Source organism: Methyloglobulus sp., from assembly GCF_040079455.1.
Classification (GTDB): Bacteria; Pseudomonadota; Gammaproteobacteria; order Methylococcales; family Methylomonadaceae; genus Methyloglobulus.
This window is the reverse complement of record NZ_JBEBKJ010000030.1, coordinates 21,356-38,826: the sequence shown is the minus strand read 5'-3', so window position 1 is coordinate 38,826 and position 17,471 is coordinate 21,356. Positions and strand designations below refer to the sequence as shown.

Below are 17,471 nucleotides of genomic sequence, written 5' to 3'. Positions count from 1 at the left end.
GTTTGGGCTAGGTTCTTCCAGGACATAGGCTATTGCTCGAACTTGAATAAAGGCTTATTTTACCCATTTTGGGGCTTGAGGTCGTGCAAAGGTCTCAGCACAATAGGATCTGTATCCGTTATTTAGTGTAATTAGAAAAGCGATTAAAGCAGGAAATTCATCTGTAATAAAAGTCACTCATTTAGTTAAATGCCTATGAACAAACTACAGGTTGCAGGGAATTTCATTCAAAACTAATGGTTAAAGAGTCTTGAATGGTCAATCCTACAAAAGCCCATGATTTTTCCGCTAAAGTAGTTGGTAAGCCACCACTATTTGAATTATTGCTCCGGCCTTTTAAAGTTTTAAGTCAAGCTAATTGAATATATTGATGCGCATGGCTTTAATTCAGAAATAATTCAAACTTCACAAGACCGAATCTATAACCTGCGTTTTGTTCATAGGCATTTTTAGTTATTGAATGTAAGAATCAAAAAATATTTGATTTCTATTTGTTTTGTTTTTGTTCTTATGGTATATTTATAACAAAACAAATTGAGAACATTATGAATTTAATGCTTACCCGCAAGCAGCAAGAAATATTTGATTTTTTAATACAAAATCAAGATACCTTTAGGCATCCTCCGACATTGGAAGAAGTTTGTACCGGCATTGGGGTGAAATCACGAGGCTCATTACATGCACATATAAAAGCCTTGATTGAAGCGAATCTGATTGAAGCGCCAGAGCGCAAGCAACGCGGCATCCGATTAACGGAATATGCCAAGCAATTAATATGTGGTTCAGATAATCAGGGCAGTTTACCGTTTGTTGGCACTATTGCCGCAGGTAGGCCGATAGAGGCAGTGGAGACCATCTCTTATATAGCTATTCCTGAACAACTCAAAACTCAAAAACCTTGTTATGTCTTGAAAATAAAAGGCGACTCCATGATTGAACAAGGCATTTTCGATGGTGACTGGGTAATTATTGAGCAACGTAGTCATGCCCGTAATGGCGAGATTGTGGTGGCCTTAGTTAATAAGTCCGAAGCCACATTGAAATTCATTGAGCAGTACCCGCACGAAACTTTACTCATCCCCGCCAATGCTAAAATGGAAGCCATGCGATTCAAACCCGAACAAGTGGAAATTCAGGGTGTATTGGTAGGTCAGATGCGTAGTTATTCCAATCATTAATTAGGAGAAATCTCATGTTAAAAAGAAAAGTACATATGTGTGATCAAGTCACTAACCGTATTGAAATGATTATGCAGGAGGGCAGGTTTCCCTTAATGCGCCAATTGGAAGAGCTTTCTATTGCGGCGCTGCTGCTGGTTGTGTTTCTTGTAGGCGTTGGTCTTTGAGAATTAATGGGAATCTCTAATAATTCAAAAAATTTCTTCTCCCGAAAGGAGGGGGTGAGATTCCCTGATCTAGATTCAGTCTGGCAGAACAAAAAATGAAGTTTGTGACAGTCACAAATGCTGACTACACAGGTTGATTATAAAACTAGAAAGGTTGCTTTATAAATAAATACTCTTATAGTTGTGCAACTTAAAACATACTAATGAGTATTTCATGCAGCACTTCCGTCTTTCTTTTCTGATTACAGTTCTTTGTTTGTCCACAGCATTTTGGTGGGGTGGCATGATTGGGGTGTTTATCGCCATCATCCTTGGGGTTCTTGAAGTCAGCTTATCTTTTGATAATGCCGTTGTAAATGCGTCTGTTTTAAAGCGGATGAATGCGCGTTGGCAACATTATTTTTTAACCTGGGGGATTTTAATTGCCGTATTTGGGATGCGGTTGGTATTCCCAGTATTGATTGTCTCGATAGCCACAAACATTGATTTTGTCGGTGTTGCCCAAATGGCCTTAGAAAATCCGGCGACTTATTCGCAGCATCTTAATAATGTCCACGTACAAATTTCAGCATTCGGTGGTATGTTTTTGCTTATGGTGTTTTTTTCCTTTATGTTAAATGATGCCAAGGAACTACATTGGCTGGGTCGTATTGAAGAACGAGTAAGTGCTTTGGGCAAACTCAAAGCTATTGAAGTCATCCTGGCATTGGGTTTGTTGTTGATAATGCAGAAATGGTTGCCGCCGGAGATTCGCTTAGACGCTTTAGTAGCGGGTATTTCAGGGTTAATCCTATTTGTCATTGTAGATAGTTCTGCCGCATTATTTGAGGATGAGGAACAAGGAGAGCTGGCTTCTGGTATGGTAAAAAAAGCAGGGTTAATGAGTTTTGTTTATCTTGAGGTTCTTGATGCATCATTCTCATTCGATGGTGTTATCGGTGCCTTTGCGATTACACAAGATGTCATCATCATCATGCTCGGCCTTGCCATAGGAGCTATGTTTGTCAGAAGCCTGACCGTGTACCTTGTCAACAAGGGAACCTTGGATGATTACGTATTTTTAGAACACGGCGCGCACTATGCCATAGGTGTTTTGGCGAGTATCATGTTGGTTAGTATGCGCTACCATATCAGTGAAGTGGTTACTGGTCTGGTCGGGGCGATTTTAATAGCACTCTCGGTATTTTCTTCGATTCGATACAACAAGGCAGAAAAACAAGACTTAAAAAGAAGGCGTTAAGTTTTACCAGTTCTGAGTGCTGAGACAAGTTGGGCTGCGGAAACCTTCTGAGATGTTTTCAATTCGTGAAGCCCCAATTTTAAGGAGGTGCTTATTGTATTGGCAATGGGGCTTCAGTCGTTGAGTTGATTGTATCGAGTGGAAGTGCGCGCAGTTTATTGTGAACGTGTTTGACGTTTTGGACACAAAATTTGTGATCGTATTTCCAAGTTGCACAGAAACCAAAGCCCCTACTTCTCGCTGTTTGATGAAGCATAAAGGGATATGGCTTTAGTAGGCTCTAAGTTTTTATCGCGCAGTTCTTATATTTCTACAGCTATTCCCTTAACGATGGGTTCAGCGCTTTCACTAGAGCGTCTTTGCAATGTTGCCACTGTATCTTAGGAAATCCCTGGTATTCCCTTCGTTACAGCTAATAATTGGATATTTGTAGCAGATACAGTGTCAATTTTTAATCAGTAGCTTTGATGTTCAGGTGGATTTTGAGACTTGTTAAGAACGGTTCCTAACAGATTTTTTCCTGATAAAAGCTTAAGCGTTTTCTTTACTTCGTCAGGCCGATTTTTACCTTCTTCAACGACTAGCAATATAGCATCGTAGCAGTCGATGGTTGAGAGTACATCATCCGTTGCTAAAACAGGGGGTAGGTCGAAAATAATAATCCGTGATTGGTTGCGATTGTTAAGTTCGTTAACTAACGTTTTCATCCGTGGCCCTGATAGTATTTCTGAAGAACCTACGGCTTGCCCCCTACCTGGCAAGATTGTTAGACGATCAATGCCAGGATTAATCAGCATATCCGACAGAGGCTTATCTGAGAGAAAATAATCCCTTAGACCCACCTCATTTTCAAGACCAAAATACCAGTGAACTTTGGGGTGTTTCAAGTCCAAATCAACTAATAAAACAGATTGGTTAACATCCATTGCCATTGCAATGGCTAAATTAACAGCAACCGTTGTCTTACCGGCGCCCTGTGTTGGTGCGGTAATTGCGAAGCTATTCCAGTCATTATCCCTTAGTTGTTTTAAGATTTTGGTTCTCAGCATCCGGAATGCTTCGGATTCAACATTGTAATTGTGTAAAGTTACAACTCGTTTTTGCCGCATTATGCCAGCATCAATGGGATGCCTAATGATTTGGTCTGCACTCACTTGATCTTGGGAGACGACTCTCGAAGGGGATTTTATTTTTTCCAGTTCTGCATTTTCAATGGCTTTATCTAACGTATCTTTCGGATATAGCTGGTCAGGGTCGATGGGATGGTGAATTCCCTCCTCCGCAATCACTTGATCCTCGAAAACGTTTTTTAAAGGTAATTTTGTTTTTTCCAGTTCAGCGTTTTGAATAGCTTTGTCTAACGCGTCGTGAATATCACCCATTTGTTTCTCCGTTTAGGTTGTAAATTCTTTTGGGGATAAAGAACACAGTATAGAATCAACAATCGACTTGTTGCTTGAAAACAAAAAATATTTGGATATAAGTTTACTGTGAATAGTAAATTTAATCTTTTGTTTTTTCATGAATTTGTTAGTAAGTGTGGCTGTTCAATCTATAAGAGAGTGCTCAGCCGATCTGAAACTCTATTGAATACAACATCTAGGGGCATGTAGAAAAAATGAATTGCGACAGTGGCACCAGCCAATAAAAGCAGGATTAAGATGGCAAAATTAATTTTATTTCTTCTGGTTTTATTTAGGTCTTCTTGATTTTCAATATAAGGGATAACAACCAAAGGTTCTGCACCCGTCAAATGCGTTAATACATTGTGGTTTCGGATACTATTATCCATTGCCTCAGCGACAAACCCAGCACCTAGGCCTCCAATAATGGAAAACAAAAAACCAACAAATAAAATTTTGATCCGGTTTGGTTTCTCGGGCTTCTCCGGTACTCTAGGTGGTTCTAATAAGGAAAATTTCTCTGCTTTTTGTTCTACTTCCAAGTTTTGGGATAGTTTCGCTTCTAAAGATTTCGCTATTAATTCTTTGTATTTGGCTTTTTGGTTATCCAAATCTCTCATTAAGTCATAATATCCACGTTCAACTTGGTGGGTTTGTGACACATTGACTTCCAGTTTTTTTAACTGCTCAGTCAAGGCTATTTTTTGCTGGCCGATATTTTTTTGCTCAACACCCGCGACATTTATTTCACTCTGTAATTGCAAATAGACTGGATTATTTATGTTGGCCTGACTGTTGGTGGATTTATCATTTTTTTGTTCTTCGTAACCCTCTATTTTTCTTTTCAATGCTTTAACATCAGGATGTGTGCTCGAATATTTTTTTAGCAGGCTATGGTATTCGGCCTCGATGGAAGCACGGCTTTCGACTTTAGCGTTTTTGCCGTCGCCACCATCTACAACAACGGGGCTGGTGGCGCTGATTTGAAGACCTAAACTTATTCTTCTTTCCTCTAGCATTTTTTCTTGTAATTGCAATTGTTGCAATGTGTTTTCAATTCTAGCAATGGAAGACATATTAACAGTCAGCAGTTCTGGTAGGCTGCTGCTGTACTTTTCTTTATATTGGGCTATCTGGTTTTCACTTTTCTGGATTTCGACTTTAAATTTTTCAGCTTCTTCTTGGAGAAATTTAGTTGATTCTTCTGCCCGTTCTGTTCTTGACCTGATGTTCTCATCCAGGAATAAGGTTACCAGTTCATTTGCTACTTTCTGAGCAGTCGAACCGACTTTATGATCGAACGACAAGGTAAACGCCAAGGTGGCTTTGCTGCTTTTACCCTTGCCCACAACATCTGCATTGATCAATTCAAGGGTCGTGCTTGCCTTAAATTGCGCTGCCAGATCAGAGGACGTGAGTAATTTTTTTTCATTAGGATAAAGACCGAATTTCTCGATGATTTTATTTAGGTTGTCAATCGTCATCAACTTTTGTTCAATTTGTTGAATTCTTTCATCGGCAAAACTGATGACCGTTGACTTGACTAGGTCGCTGGGTATATGTTGCTGTTCAATCAGGATGGTGGCTTTAGAACGGTAAACTGGAGGTAGTGCGATTGCCACCACGACACTTATCAGTAATAAAACCAGCATGGGTACAATGATGGTATATTTGCGTCGGCGAGCAACTTGTAGATAATCTTTTAGTGTTTTTTCTTCTTCTAATTCCATGATTATCTCGACAGTTTCAATCCTTGCCAATTATAGTTGATAGATAATATAAATAGATTGGACTCAGCCACGCCATTTACATCATTGGTAATATTGTCCCCCCCAGTTAGGCCGCCTTGTTGAGTTCTATATCGATAGCTACCAGCCAGTGTCCAATCAGGGGATAACGACCAGCTAACTGATGGTTCCACAACAATGTTTTCTCTTTTCCTAGAGGATAATTGGTTGATGCCATTAACGAGACCTGGTTCATTGACTGAAGTTGATTGTGTATAGCTAGTGGTAAGCCCAGCTGACAAGCGCTCCGCAATTTTGTACCTAAAATGCAGGCTTGCACCCGTTTGCTCTTGAAGTTGTCCTTGGTTTGATGGTGTCAGTGAGCGATTAAAACTGATGCCGGAAGAAAAACTTTCCCCAGTGTAATTGATACCCACATTAGCCAGAAAGCCAAATGAGCCGTTGCTAACTGTACCGATAGTCGATTGAGTATGTCGAGCGCCGACGGTTCCATCAATATTCCAATTTTGCGACCATACATAAGTGTTTGAAAAATTAATTCCGACACTATCGAACGTTGATTCACCTATAGCAGTTGTTCGCGGGGAGCTAAAGTTGGAATAAAAAAAGTTGACATTGCTCGTATAGCGTTCATTCCACAGCCGCTGCCAAGCCAAGCCTATATTAGTGGAGGTATTGTTTCTAAAATTAGTAGAGTTAGTTGGAGATGAACCCGAACTTGTAAAAGATGTTTCAGAATAACTGGGACTCAGAATGATGCTGTTCAGTTCATCGATTTTGTAGCTGACGGAAGGGGACACCGACCATGACGTTCTATCTGAATTCGTATTAAAATCACCGGAATTTAGCGCGGCCGTATTACGGGCAGGTGTCACTGAAAGATTTGTGGATAGCCCCCAATCAAACCTTGCGGTTTTATACAGTCCACTAAGGCTGTAATTCTGTATGTCCTGATCAAATTGTGGAATATCAGTATAAATCTGGGTACCGTAACTGGCATCAGCCTGAATTTCAGACACTTCAGTTTTGTGCAGGAAGGTCAGCACGGGTATTATCCTATATTTAAACGACCCACGAGAACCTGGAAACAGCGAATCTTTGCTTAGCATACGGACGTTATCGTCATAGCCCAATGATTGATCCAGAGAGCCTTTTAACGACCACTCTGCGGCTTGCAAAACACTAGGAAAGAGGATGCACAAGCTAACGATAGGCAGGAGAATCCGCACTGCTTTTGGGAATGTTAAGGGACGACTAAGGGACAACAATAACATCGCCACTTTTCAATAAATGATTTTTACTCAGACCATAGCCTTCTTCCAAATCGCTGTATTCAAATTTGATTGATTCAGCGCCTTTGCTAGTTTTCCTTAAGATAACAATATCGTCTCCTTTAGCAAAGGGGGTTAAACCACCTGCCAAACTGAGTACCTGCATGACGTTCATTTGTTCTGTCATAAGAAATTTGCCTGGAGCTTTGACTTGCCCAGTCACATAGACAGCATTGCCTTCAGCAGATTTAATCGCGATATTGACGACGGGTTCAGCAATATATTCCGTCAGTTTTCCAGTTAATTCTTTTTTTAAATCGTCAACTGTTCTTCCGGCTGCTGAAACCGTTCCTGCTAAGGGAAAACCGATGCTGCCGTCAGGCAAAACTTTGACTTCTCGCTTCAAGGCATCTTCGTTCCAGACCGATATTTCTAAAACATCGCCTGGATTGATTAAATATTTTTCAGTTTCTGCAAAACTTGTTTGGCAGCACAAAGACATTACGAGAGCAAACAACGCCTTAGTTAAGGCTGATTCAATTATTTTGAATATTTTCATGTTATTTTAACCTTAAATTAAAAAGGGGGGCACTAGCCCCCCTTCGCATTATAAAGCAAAAAATTTACTTATGCAGCAAGTGCTGGACGTGATTTGCGACGTGTTACGCCTAGCAATCCCATCAAGGCAGAACCGAATAACCAAACAGCGGCTGGTACGGGCACATTGTTACCGCCAGTACCAACCGCGTCCTTAGCGGTAAGAGTAAAGGTGGATGCGCCTATAATAGTCAGACTATAGCTGCCGGCAATCAAGCCCAAAGGCGGCATTACGTCAAAATAAGTTTTAAGTGATTGTCCTAATGGCGTTATTGTCAACACTAAATCGCCTAAGCCAGACGCTCCCAACCCAGAAAGACCAATGTCCCAAACCGCCCCTTTAGTGGTAGTGCCGGAAAATGTTGAGCCGGTATTGCTTGTGATAACACCATCACCAAAGTTTAGGGATAACGCCAACGTTGCCGCTGATGCCGTTTGCATTGACATTAAACTCATGCCAAAAAGTAAAGCAATAAAATATTTCTTCATGTATAGCTCCAAATAGTTATATTATTTTTGGTCGCTGTATTTAAGCACCCAGCAATATTCATTGCTTGGCATTTATATCAGTTACCCATGTTTTTATCGTTAGTAGCTGCTGCAACTTGCAACTGCCACCAAGTGAGCCGTTTTGCTTGTTGCAAAACGGATTGAACTTGGTATCAATCATTGGTAGAGGAGCTACGTGATAATCCCTTATTCTTATACCCAATCTTCCTGGACCGGCTCTTAATGTTATCTGAACGCCCTTATCTCCATTAAGAAGCTATCAGAATAAAATTCACTACATCTAAATACTAAACGATTAATGTTAAGGAATCATTACATGCCTAAACATTCAAGCAAAAAATCATAATTTTTATGTAAGAAGTGCTGCTGAGTCTTTAAATGATTTGTGTATGATGGGCAATTTATTTCCAATAAATACCAGCCAATACACAAACTTTATTGCCTAAAAATGTTAGCCAAAATAGCCATAAACACACAGTAATTTCTAAACAATTATTGTACCACTTTTACCTGCACGAAATATGTTTTTAAAATGGGCTTTATTATCAGGTAGATATATGCCTTTCCTGGTATGTTTTGTATGCGTGTAAGCTTCCTTTAACGCCTCATTTTAGCGCGATGATTATACAGGCATTGCACCAAACTGGGTAGTAGCATTTTGCTAAAAATACTAATATGGGCATATTGTCAAGTGTACTGTGCCATGTGATGTTGCTACTTTGAACTGTCTAGCTCAATGAAAAAGTACAAAGGTAGTTATTTCTAGTAGGCTTTTGTTCCAGTAAAGCCCTTGATGATGGTGAGCAGCACGATTTTAATATCTAACCACAATGACCAATTCCTTATGTAGTTGAGATCGTATTGTATTCTGCCTTCCATTTTTTCTAAAGTATCGGTTTCGCCACGATAGCCTTTGACTTGCGCTAATCCTGTGATTCCAGGTTTCACTTTGTGCCTGAGCATATAGCCTTTGACTTGGCCTCGATAAAACTCATTATGGGCAACAGCATGAGGTCTTGGTCCCACAACGGACATTCTGCCCTGTAATACATTAAAAAATTGGGGCAATTCATCCAAGGATGTGCGCCTCAGGAATGCACCAAGTTTGGTGACTCGTGGATCATTTTTCTTGGCCTGCACAACAGTCTCTGCATCTTCGCATACGATCATCGACCTAAATTTCCATACGACTATCTTTTCCCCTCTGAAACCATAGCGGCGTTGTTTAAAAAGCACTGGGCCGGGAGAAGTTTGTTGGATGGCTACTGCAATAACCACTAAAGGAATGGCTATGATTATTAACGCAACGCTACTAAAAATAATATCGAAAGCTCGCTTCATAACACCGTCAACGCCATAAAACGGTGTGTCATGGATGCTGATGACGGGTATTCCCTTGATGTTATTCAGACTAGAGCTGAGCAAATCAAATACAAATAAGTCGGGTACATAATGGACGGATACGGTTGAATCTGATAATTGTTCAACAATGCTTTTAATACGTAGTTCTGCCCGCAAAGGTAAGGTGATGTAAATAATATCAACAATGCCTTCTTTGGCAAGTTTAAGGAGTTGTTCTATATCGCCAGTTAGCTTTGTAAGGTCAAATTGATAGTCATCTTCACCGGCGCGTTGACGATCATCAAAAAAACCGAGAAAGTCTATGCCCATGGTTTCTTCTTCAAAGAAGATTTTTTCCAGTTCGGCGCCGAGCATAGTGGCACCGACAATCGCAACCCGACGTTTATTTCTACCCATTTTTCTGACTAGATTAGCCATGCTACGAACAATAACATGCCAAGAAATAATCTCAATGGGTACGGCTAGACCCCAAAGCCAGAAATATTGCTTGTAAATAGGGTCTATCAAGGGATAAGCCTGATCTACGCAGATCATTACAAGCAATACGCAGCCCCAGGAAACTGCAATAAGCCTGATCTCGGTGAATGTAGACATGGCTCGGCTGCCTCGGTACAGCTCGTTAAATGAGGCAAATACACCAAAGCCAACGATAGAAATCAGCAACCACCAAGTGTGTTTGTTGTCCCACGCCACTGCTACAAGATCGAAAATAGACCATAAAGTCAAGCCGATAACCACTACGTCCAATAATCTAGCCAATATGGCGAGCTTATTGCTGTGCGGACGTATAACTCCGAAAGATTGGGGAGTGCTCACCATGGGTTTGCTTTATCAATGTTAGTTAAGTGAAAATAGTTTTTTGAGCTTTTCTTGTGTGGTGACCTCGAAAAATTCCAACGCTCCTTGCCCCCTCCGGAAGAAGGTTGGGATGAGGGATTTAGAATCAAGCATTCACCCCAGCCCTCCCAGGGGAAAGTGTTTAATGGAGGGAATGTTAACCTAATTCAAGATTAAGTTTGTTGTAAATACGACTCAGAAGGTGATTCTAAGAGAAACGAGCCGTAGTCACAAGCAATACGCGACAAATGGCAATCTTTGTTAAATCATTAGGGCATTGTATTGGGGGTAATCGGTTCTACGCCGGTACTTACAAAAATCGACTGGTCGGACAAGTCGTCAGATTTTTTAAGAGCCTCCAGAAGAACCGCATCGTGTCCATAAATATCCTGATAAAACGCAAGATTGTTGTTTTGATCAACAAATGAGGTTGTGTAAAAGAACAATACAGGTATAGGGGCTTTTAAAACGACATGCTGCATAGCTTGCGTACGCATAGCTTTCTTTATAGTATCGGCATTCCAGTTGCCCTGGTTTTTTAAGGCGAATTCGGCTAATACTTTAGGATTTTCAATGCGCACACAACCGTGGCTAAAATCTCTGCGGGATTTGCTAAACAAGGAGTTAGCCGGTGTGTCATGTAAGTACACATCATCTTTGTTAGGAAAAATAAACTTTACTTTACCCAAACTATTGCGGTTGCCGGGGCGTTGTCTTACTCGGTAAACGCCTCTCTTCAGCTTTTCTATTGCATCACTGTTTAGTGAAACAGGCTTAGCTGAATTTCCAAAACTGGAAACCACTTCCATGTTTTGGGAAGACAAATACCCTGGATTTCGAATCAATTTAGGTAAAATTTCATCCTTTAAGATTGTTTTAGGAACATTCCAATAAGGCATAAATTCGATAAAACTCATTTGCGCCATCAATACAGGCGTTTGGTTTTTTAGCGCCTTGCCCACCACGACGCGCATATTGGTGATGTTTGCTACGGCATTGCCGATGTCATCAATCGCCCATAACTGGAATGCAGGAATATTGACAATGATTGAACGGCCTACACTAAGCTCAGGAAGCCAGCGTAGCCTTTCCATAGCCAGCTCAATCTGTTTTACGCGCTGGGCTAAAGGCTCGTTGATTGCAGCGGCAGTGCTTGGCCCTATTGTGCCATCCGCAAGTTGACCGTGGCGGAGTTGGAACTTTTTTACCCCTGCTACAATATTTGCAGTATATTTCGGGCTTTTTTCAGTCGTATTGATCGAGCTATCTTCGGGTAAATCTCCCACGCTGGCTAAATATTGTGACAATTCAGCCAATTGAGGGTGGTGTTCGCCAGGCCGTAGTTTACCTTTAACAATAAAATTGAATGCTGGCAATTTTGCAGCAATATTGCGGTAAGTGGCTAATGCAAACTTCAGTTTTTGGTATTGTTGTAACTTTGGTTCTACCAGGAGCGGTAGCTGGGGAACGGTCTTTAGTGCCAAGCTGTCTCTAATCAATGCCGGAAGATCGGTCAGTTTTTTCTCGCGCAATAGTAAATTGAAGTTTATCCCTTGGGGATTTACTCGGCCATAATGCAAGTCGTGCAAAAAACGTAATACCGCTATACTGAGTGCAGTGTCATAGAGAGCAAGGTCTCTATAGGCTGTTGGTGCGAGCGTTAAGGCAAGACTATATTTTTTTCGCAGCGTTTCTGTATCATAATTTTCTTGAATTAATCCCTGGGTTGCTGCATTTGCCATAAGATCAAGGGCATCAGCGGTATTTTTTGCTGAATGGGCGTTGCCTAACCAAAGTGGTTGATAATTCGCTTGTTTATAGAGTGCATCAAGATCTTCGGTTCGATTTGAAAAATCAGCCTGCTTTAGATAAGGGTTTTGTCTTGCCGTAATAATAGCGTTGATTTCTTTGCTAACACTAGGCTCCAGGAATGCCGAATCTTCGGCAAACAGTGCTTGCAAAGGGAAGATTGCCAAAAAAAATATCAAGCACCACTTAGAAGCGAAAAGTTTTGTCTGCTGGGTCAAAGGATTACTTCCTTGAGAAAATAATGGGTCAATAATTAGATGAGAGCGGAAACGCCACAAAATTTATGGCAATTATACTTAACTGCTCGCCATAGCACACAAAATTCAATCTTGGGCGGACAATACCGATGCTAAAGGGTTGTTGATGGTATGTAGCAATACTTTCTTTAGGGGATCTCTAATAATCCCCTCTCCCTCAGGGAGAGGGCTAGGGTGAGGGTTGTAATTGCTTGATTTTAAATCCCTCATCCCAACCTTCTCCCAGAGGGAGAAGGAGCTTTTTGAATTTTTAGAGATCCCCTTTAGCTCATTGCAGATACACATAAACGGAAATACTTATGGCTCAAAAACCCAAAATACCGTGCGACAGCCCTTTCCCTTCGGCTAAACAGGATGCAACGAATGTCTCTTACGATTATGGGACTGAGCAGAGCAGATCGCCTTCTTACCGACTGGCTTACGATGATGCTGATTTCATGATGCGTGATGAGTTGCGGCCAGTGCGCTTACAACTTGAATTGCTTAAGCCGGAGTTAACCCAGGCAGAACACAATATCAAAGCCACAGTTGTTATTTTTGGTAGTGCACGCATTCCCGATCAACAATATGCAGAACAAGCGTTATCCAATGCAGAACAAGCAGTTAAAAAGCAGCCCGGGGATGAAGAATTAAGGCAAAAAGTAGTTGAAGCGCAACGGATCTTAAAAAAAAGCCATTACTATGAGGAGGCTCGCCGTTTAGGTAAGTTAATTACCATGGAGGCAAGAAAGCTGGAGCAGTTGGTCGTAGTAGTGACTGGTGGTGGGCCAGGAATTATGGAAGCTGCGAACCGGGGCGCGGCAGATGTCGATGGTAAAAGTATAGGATTGAACATTGTATTGCCCGGCGAGCAGAAGCCCAATCCTTATATCACCCCCGAACTTTGTTTCCAGTTTCATTATTTTGCCATCCGTAAAATGCACTTTTTGATGCGGGCAATCGCCCTGGTTGCATTTCCTGGTGGCTTTGGCACGTTGGATGAGCTTTTTGAAACCCTCACCTTGATCCAAACCCGGAAGGTACGTCGAGTTCCCGTTATTTTGTTTGGGCGGAACTATTGGGATCGAATAATCAATTTTGATGCCCTGGTTGAGGAAGGTGCTATTTCGCAGTGCGACCGCGAACTCGTTCAGTACGCCGAATCTGCTGATGAAGCATGGGCTATCATTCTGGATAATTACACCAATGGTAATAACCACAAAGACAATTAAAACCTATGACGTTTGTTAAAGTTTCAGTTTTTTCAATGAGTAATAAACGGCTGAGTATGGCTAAACTCATCTTCTTGTCGATGTTGGCGGCGGTAGTGGGCAACGTACAGGCCGAAAAGGTTACGGCAAGCAGAGTCTCAGAAAATACAGGTTCTGAAATCACCCCAAACCAGCTCAAAACTAAAATTGAAGCCGTCAATACCCAGCAAGGCATTGATGAAGTTACTAAGGCTCAACTGATAGCACTTTACCAATCTGCTCAAGAAAATTTGGCGAATATTGAATCGGTTGTTGCCCAAACGACTGGTTTTGAGTCAGCAATCAAGCAAGCACCAGAGAAAATAAAAAAACTGCAGCGGGAAATTGAACAAGGTCAGCAAAAACTCACTAAGAAAAAAATTGAAGACTTCGCAAAGATTTCAGGCGAGGAGCTGGAACAACGGTTGATTTTCGAAAAGGAAAAGATTGGCACTTTGGATGAACAAATAAATAAATTCGAAAAAGAGCTGGTTTTGCAAAATGAACGCCCCCAGTTGATTCGCCCAGAAACGATAGCTGCCAAACAAGAGCTTGAGGCGGTGCAGAAGAAATTGGAAATTCCACCATTGGCTACCACATCAAAGCTGGAAACCGAAGCTCGGCAAATACAGCTAAATACGTTGGTTACTTCACTTAGCGCTAAACTAAAAATGCTGGCGGTCGAAGCGAACAGTAATCTTGTTCGGGTTGAATTGCTCAAATCTGAACTGCAATTGTTGGCTATCCAGAAAGACCTGCTGAGTCCTGTCATTGTCGGCATTGAAAATTTGGTAAACGAGCGTAGGCAGCAGGAAGCAATCCATATCCAGAATGTACTGACCCAGGCAGAGAAAACGGTTTCCGGTAAGCACAGCCTTATTCAACAGGCTACCCGCGAGAATATTCAGTACAGTCGCGATTTGCAGACAATTACCGCCAAGATTGAAACCTACAACGAACTTAAAGACAAAGTAGATGCTACTGCAAGCGGAATCGAGGCTGATTTCAAAAGTGCGGAAAAAAAAATCAGCTTGGCGGGATTAAGCCCTGTTTTGGGGAAAATACTGCGCGAGCAGCGGCGTAATTTAGCCAGCCAAGACAAGCTAATCCTGGAATCTGAGACCATTCAGAACGAAACGGCTTTAACCAGCCTTGAACAATTCAAGATAGACGACAAAATCAAGCTGTTTTCAGAAATGGATAGCCATTTAAAAGATTTGATGGATCAAGACGTTGATAAGGCTTTGCCCACCGATGATCGCATGATGATACAAGCAGAGCTAAGGGTGTTGTTAAATAACCAGAAAGAGTTATTAAACAAACTATCGGTTGCTTACACCACCTATTTACGTACGCTGGGTGATTTTGATTTCGCTAAGCAACAGATGTTAACCCAGGCCAATAAATTTGCGAGTTACCTGGATGAGCGTTTGCTATGGGTGCCAAGTTCAGCACCTATCAATTCAGATTATTTGCGCGGACTGTACGATTCAATCAGATGGTTGTTATCGCCACTAAACTGGGTAGCGTTGATTAAAGACACCACAATGATTGCCTGGAAAAACCTGTTCCTTACCGTTATTGCCATACTGGCTTCATTCGTATTGCCAATGGTCAGGAATTGGGCAAAGCGGCAATTGATAACCATAGCGGGAAAAATAGAAAAAATTTACACCGATAATTTTTATTACACAGTAAAAGCAATCGGTTATACGTTAATTCTGGTGTTACCTTTACCGATATTTGTTTATTTTTTGGGTTGGTTTCTCAGTGGTAATTCGCATGGCGCGGATTTTAGTAAAGCAGTCGGTGTGGGTTTGCAAAGCACTGCCATTCCATTGTTTGGGCTGCAATTTTTTTATCGCTTGTTTGCCGCTAATGGTATAGCAATCAAACATTTTCAATGGCAAAAAAATGCTGCAAACCTGTTGCACAGGCAAGCTGCATGGCTACGTTTTGTGATAGTACCTGGTGTTTTTATCATCAATAGTACGGGTGCATCGGCATTGTCAAGCCATAGCGATAATCTGGGTCGTTTGGCGCTGATCGTTATTATGGTTGCACTCTCTGTGTTTCTTGCTAGATTGTTAAATCCAACCACTGGATTATTGCAGGATTACATCAAAAACCACCCTAATGACTGGTTTACCAAGCTACGTTATATATGGTATCCGCTGGCTATTTTAACTCCCCTAGTCGTTGTCGGATTTGCGGTAGAAGGTTATTACCTGAGTGCCTTGGAGTTACATCAAAAACTGATTATCACGCTGCGGCTTATTTTTATCATCACCATTATTTATGAGCTGGTTATCCGTTGGTTAACGTTTGTTAATCGACAATTGGCGCTAAAAAATGCCAGACAAAAGCGTAAGACGGCAGCACTGAATGAAAAACAAGTTCCCTCATCGGAGGGAGTTGGTGACGATGATCCGGTGCTACCAATTGATGAGCAATTGATTGATATACCAACCATTAATGCTCAAACAATCAAGCTATTGATTATGTTCATCGGTTTTAGCCTAATCGTTGGATTCTGGATGATTTGGAGCAATATTCTGCCGGCTTTTTCATTTTTGGATCGCATCGAGCTATGGCAGCATCTGGTTACCGTTGATAACCAGGAAAGCTACCAGCCTGTTACTTTGACCAATTTGTTGATGGCTGGGTTGTACGTGTTTATTGTGGCGATGTCGGTACGAAATTTTCCCGGACTGATGGAATTATTGGTATTCAGCCGTTTTTCCATAGCAGCGGGTGGTCGTTATGCCGTGAATCAATTAGCCAAATACCTTATTATTGCTATCGGTTTTATTTGTATCGCTAACGAATTGGGCGGTAGCTGGTCGCAGGTTCAATGGTTGGTTGCGGCACTTAGTGTGGGGTTGGGTTTTGGTTTGCAGGAAATTTTTGCCAATTTAGTATCCGGCATTATTTTGTTATTTGAGCGACCCATCCGAGTCGGCGACACAGTCACCATCAGCAATGTAACGGGCAAGGTGAGCCGTATCCAAATGCGTGCGACCACGCTTATCGACCCAGATCAAAAGGAACTGATTGTACCCAATAAAACCTTTATCACCAGTCAGTTAGTCAACTGGACTTTGAGTGATTCGACCACTCGAATTGTTATTCCTATTAGGATTGCCTACGGTTCGGATGTAGAACTCGCGCATAAGGTTATGATTGAAGCGGTGCGGGCGACACCGTTGGTGTTGGAAGAGCCGGCACCGGGTGTGGTGTTTACGGGTTTTGGAGAGAGTGCAATGGAGTTTTCTATCCGTGTTTTTGTCAGCGAACTGGCGCACCGTTTGCAAGTCACCCACAAATTACTTGTCAATCTCGAAAAGACACTGCGTGAAAATAACATTCAAATACCTTTTCCGCAGCAGAATGTTCATATCGAAGCCAAGAATAAGGCTGGCTAAAACAACCTTCAGGCCTGTAAAAAATCATGAGCAGTTGAGGGATCTATGAATAAGTCCCTCGACAAGCTCAGGACGAACGGTTTGGTTGATTCCATTTGTGGCATGATTGACCCCATTCGTGGTGAATTTGCACCACGGGCAATTCTTTGGGTCGATTGAACCATGATCGGATTAACCTCCAGTTAGTTCAAAAAACTCCTTCTCCTTTCGGGAGAAGGTTGGGATCAGGGTTATTTGAGATTCCCTTATTCAAAGATTCCATAAGGTTGGCATACTCGATGCGCAGTTTCCCACACCCAGTAAAGCAGCGCGGCACTGGCGACCTTTAATTTATCTTCAATATCCCCCTCCGATTGTGTCAAAGAGATATGTGTCGCAAAAAAGCGCTTCATTTTTTCGATCATGGTGTGAGGAATAAAATCAGTTATGAAAGATTAT

General features: G+C 41.6%; 13 protein-coding genes. 5 read left to right on the top strand and 8 right to left on the bottom strand.

What is annotated here, in order from left to right; genetic code table 11:
• The first annotated feature begins 545 nt into the window (after positions 1–545).
• From lexA to ABL924_RS08530, 3 genes are all read left to right on the top strand, one after another.
• Positions 546–1,178 carry a transcriptional repressor LexA gene (gene lexA / locus ABL924_RS08540; RefSeq protein ID WP_349026664.1) on the top strand — a complete coding sequence of 211 codons (633 nt, stop codon included), beginning with the start codon at positions 546–548 and terminating at the stop codon, positions 1,176–1,178.
• A 14-nt stretch (positions 1,179–1,192) separates the two neighbouring features.
• A complete protein-coding gene (locus ABL924_RS08535) occupies positions 1,193–1,345 on the top strand; it encodes a hypothetical protein (RefSeq protein WP_349026663.1) in 153 nt (50 codons plus the stop codon).
• A gap of 214 nt (positions 1,346–1,559) precedes the next feature.
• On the top strand, positions 1,560–2,585 hold the full coding sequence (locus ABL924_RS08530; RefSeq protein WP_349026662.1) for a DUF475 domain-containing protein: 1,026 nt from the start codon (positions 1,560–1,562) through the stop codon (positions 2,583–2,585).
• 455 nt (positions 2,586–3,040) lie between these two features.
• Here ABL924_RS08530 and ABL924_RS08525 read toward each other — a convergent pair whose 3' ends face one another.
• The 7 genes from ABL924_RS08525 to ABL924_RS08495 form a co-directional block, all read right to left on the bottom strand.
• A complete protein-coding gene (locus tag ABL924_RS08525; RefSeq protein WP_349026661.1) occupies positions 3,041–3,967 on the bottom strand; it encodes a CpsD/CapB family tyrosine-protein kinase in 927 nt (308 codons plus the stop codon).
• A gap of 170 nt (positions 3,968–4,137) precedes the next feature.
• Complete coding sequence (locus ABL924_RS08520) at positions 4,138–5,718, bottom strand: Wzz/FepE/Etk N-terminal domain-containing protein (protein ID WP_349026660.1); 1,581 nt, start codon at positions 5,716–5,718, stop codon at positions 4,138–4,140.
• Between the two features lie 2 nt (positions 5,719–5,720).
• The gene (locus tag ABL924_RS08515) at positions 5,721–7,010 is read right to left on the bottom strand and encodes a hypothetical protein (protein WP_349026659.1); all 1,290 of its coding nucleotides are present in this window, start codon (positions 7,008–7,010) and stop codon (positions 5,721–5,723) included.
• The gene (locus ABL924_RS08510) at positions 6,991–7,566 is read right to left on the bottom strand and encodes a polysaccharide biosynthesis/export family protein (protein WP_349026658.1); all 576 of its coding nucleotides are present in this window, start codon (positions 7,564–7,566) and stop codon (positions 6,991–6,993) included. The genes ABL924_RS08515 and ABL924_RS08510 overlap by 20 nt, the downstream gene beginning before the upstream one ends.
• A 68-nt stretch (positions 7,567–7,634) precedes the next feature.
• On the bottom strand, positions 7,635–8,093 hold the full coding sequence (locus ABL924_RS08505) for a hypothetical protein (RefSeq protein WP_349026657.1): 459 nt from the start codon (positions 8,091–8,093) through the stop codon (positions 7,635–7,637).
• Between the two features lie 783 nt (positions 8,094–8,876).
• The gene (locus ABL924_RS08500; RefSeq protein WP_349026656.1) at positions 8,877–10,295 is read right to left on the bottom strand and encodes an undecaprenyl-phosphate glucose phosphotransferase; all 1,419 of its coding nucleotides are present in this window, start codon (positions 10,293–10,295) and stop codon (positions 8,877–8,879) included.
• Positions 10,296–10,582: 287 nt separating this feature from the next.
• Positions 10,583–12,340, bottom strand: a complete 1,758-nt coding sequence (locus ABL924_RS08495; protein WP_349026655.1) for a L,D-transpeptidase family protein — start codon at positions 12,338–12,340, stop codon at positions 10,583–10,585.
• 338 nt (positions 12,341–12,678) lie between these two features.
• Here ABL924_RS08495 and ABL924_RS08490 point away from each other — a divergent pair, with 338 nt between their 5' ends.
• Both ABL924_RS08490 and ABL924_RS08485 read left to right on the top strand, forming a co-directional pair.
• Entirely contained in the window at positions 12,679–13,590 is a 912-nt protein-coding gene (locus tag ABL924_RS08490; RefSeq protein ID WP_349026654.1) for a TIGR00730 family Rossman fold protein, read from the top strand.
• Between the two features lie 56 nt (positions 13,591–13,646).
• Positions 13,647–17,033, top strand: coding sequence for a mechanosensitive ion channel domain-containing protein (locus tag ABL924_RS08485; RefSeq protein WP_349026653.1), 3,387 nt, complete (start codon positions 13,647–13,649; stop codon positions 17,031–17,033).
• Between the two features lie 245 nt (positions 17,034–17,278).
• On the opposite strand, the gene ABL924_RS08480 is transcribed toward ABL924_RS08485, so the two are convergent.
• Complete coding sequence (locus ABL924_RS08480; RefSeq protein WP_349026652.1) at positions 17,279–17,437, bottom strand: hypothetical protein; 159 nt, start codon at positions 17,435–17,437, stop codon at positions 17,279–17,281.
• Positions 17,438–17,471 lie beyond the last annotated feature (34 nt).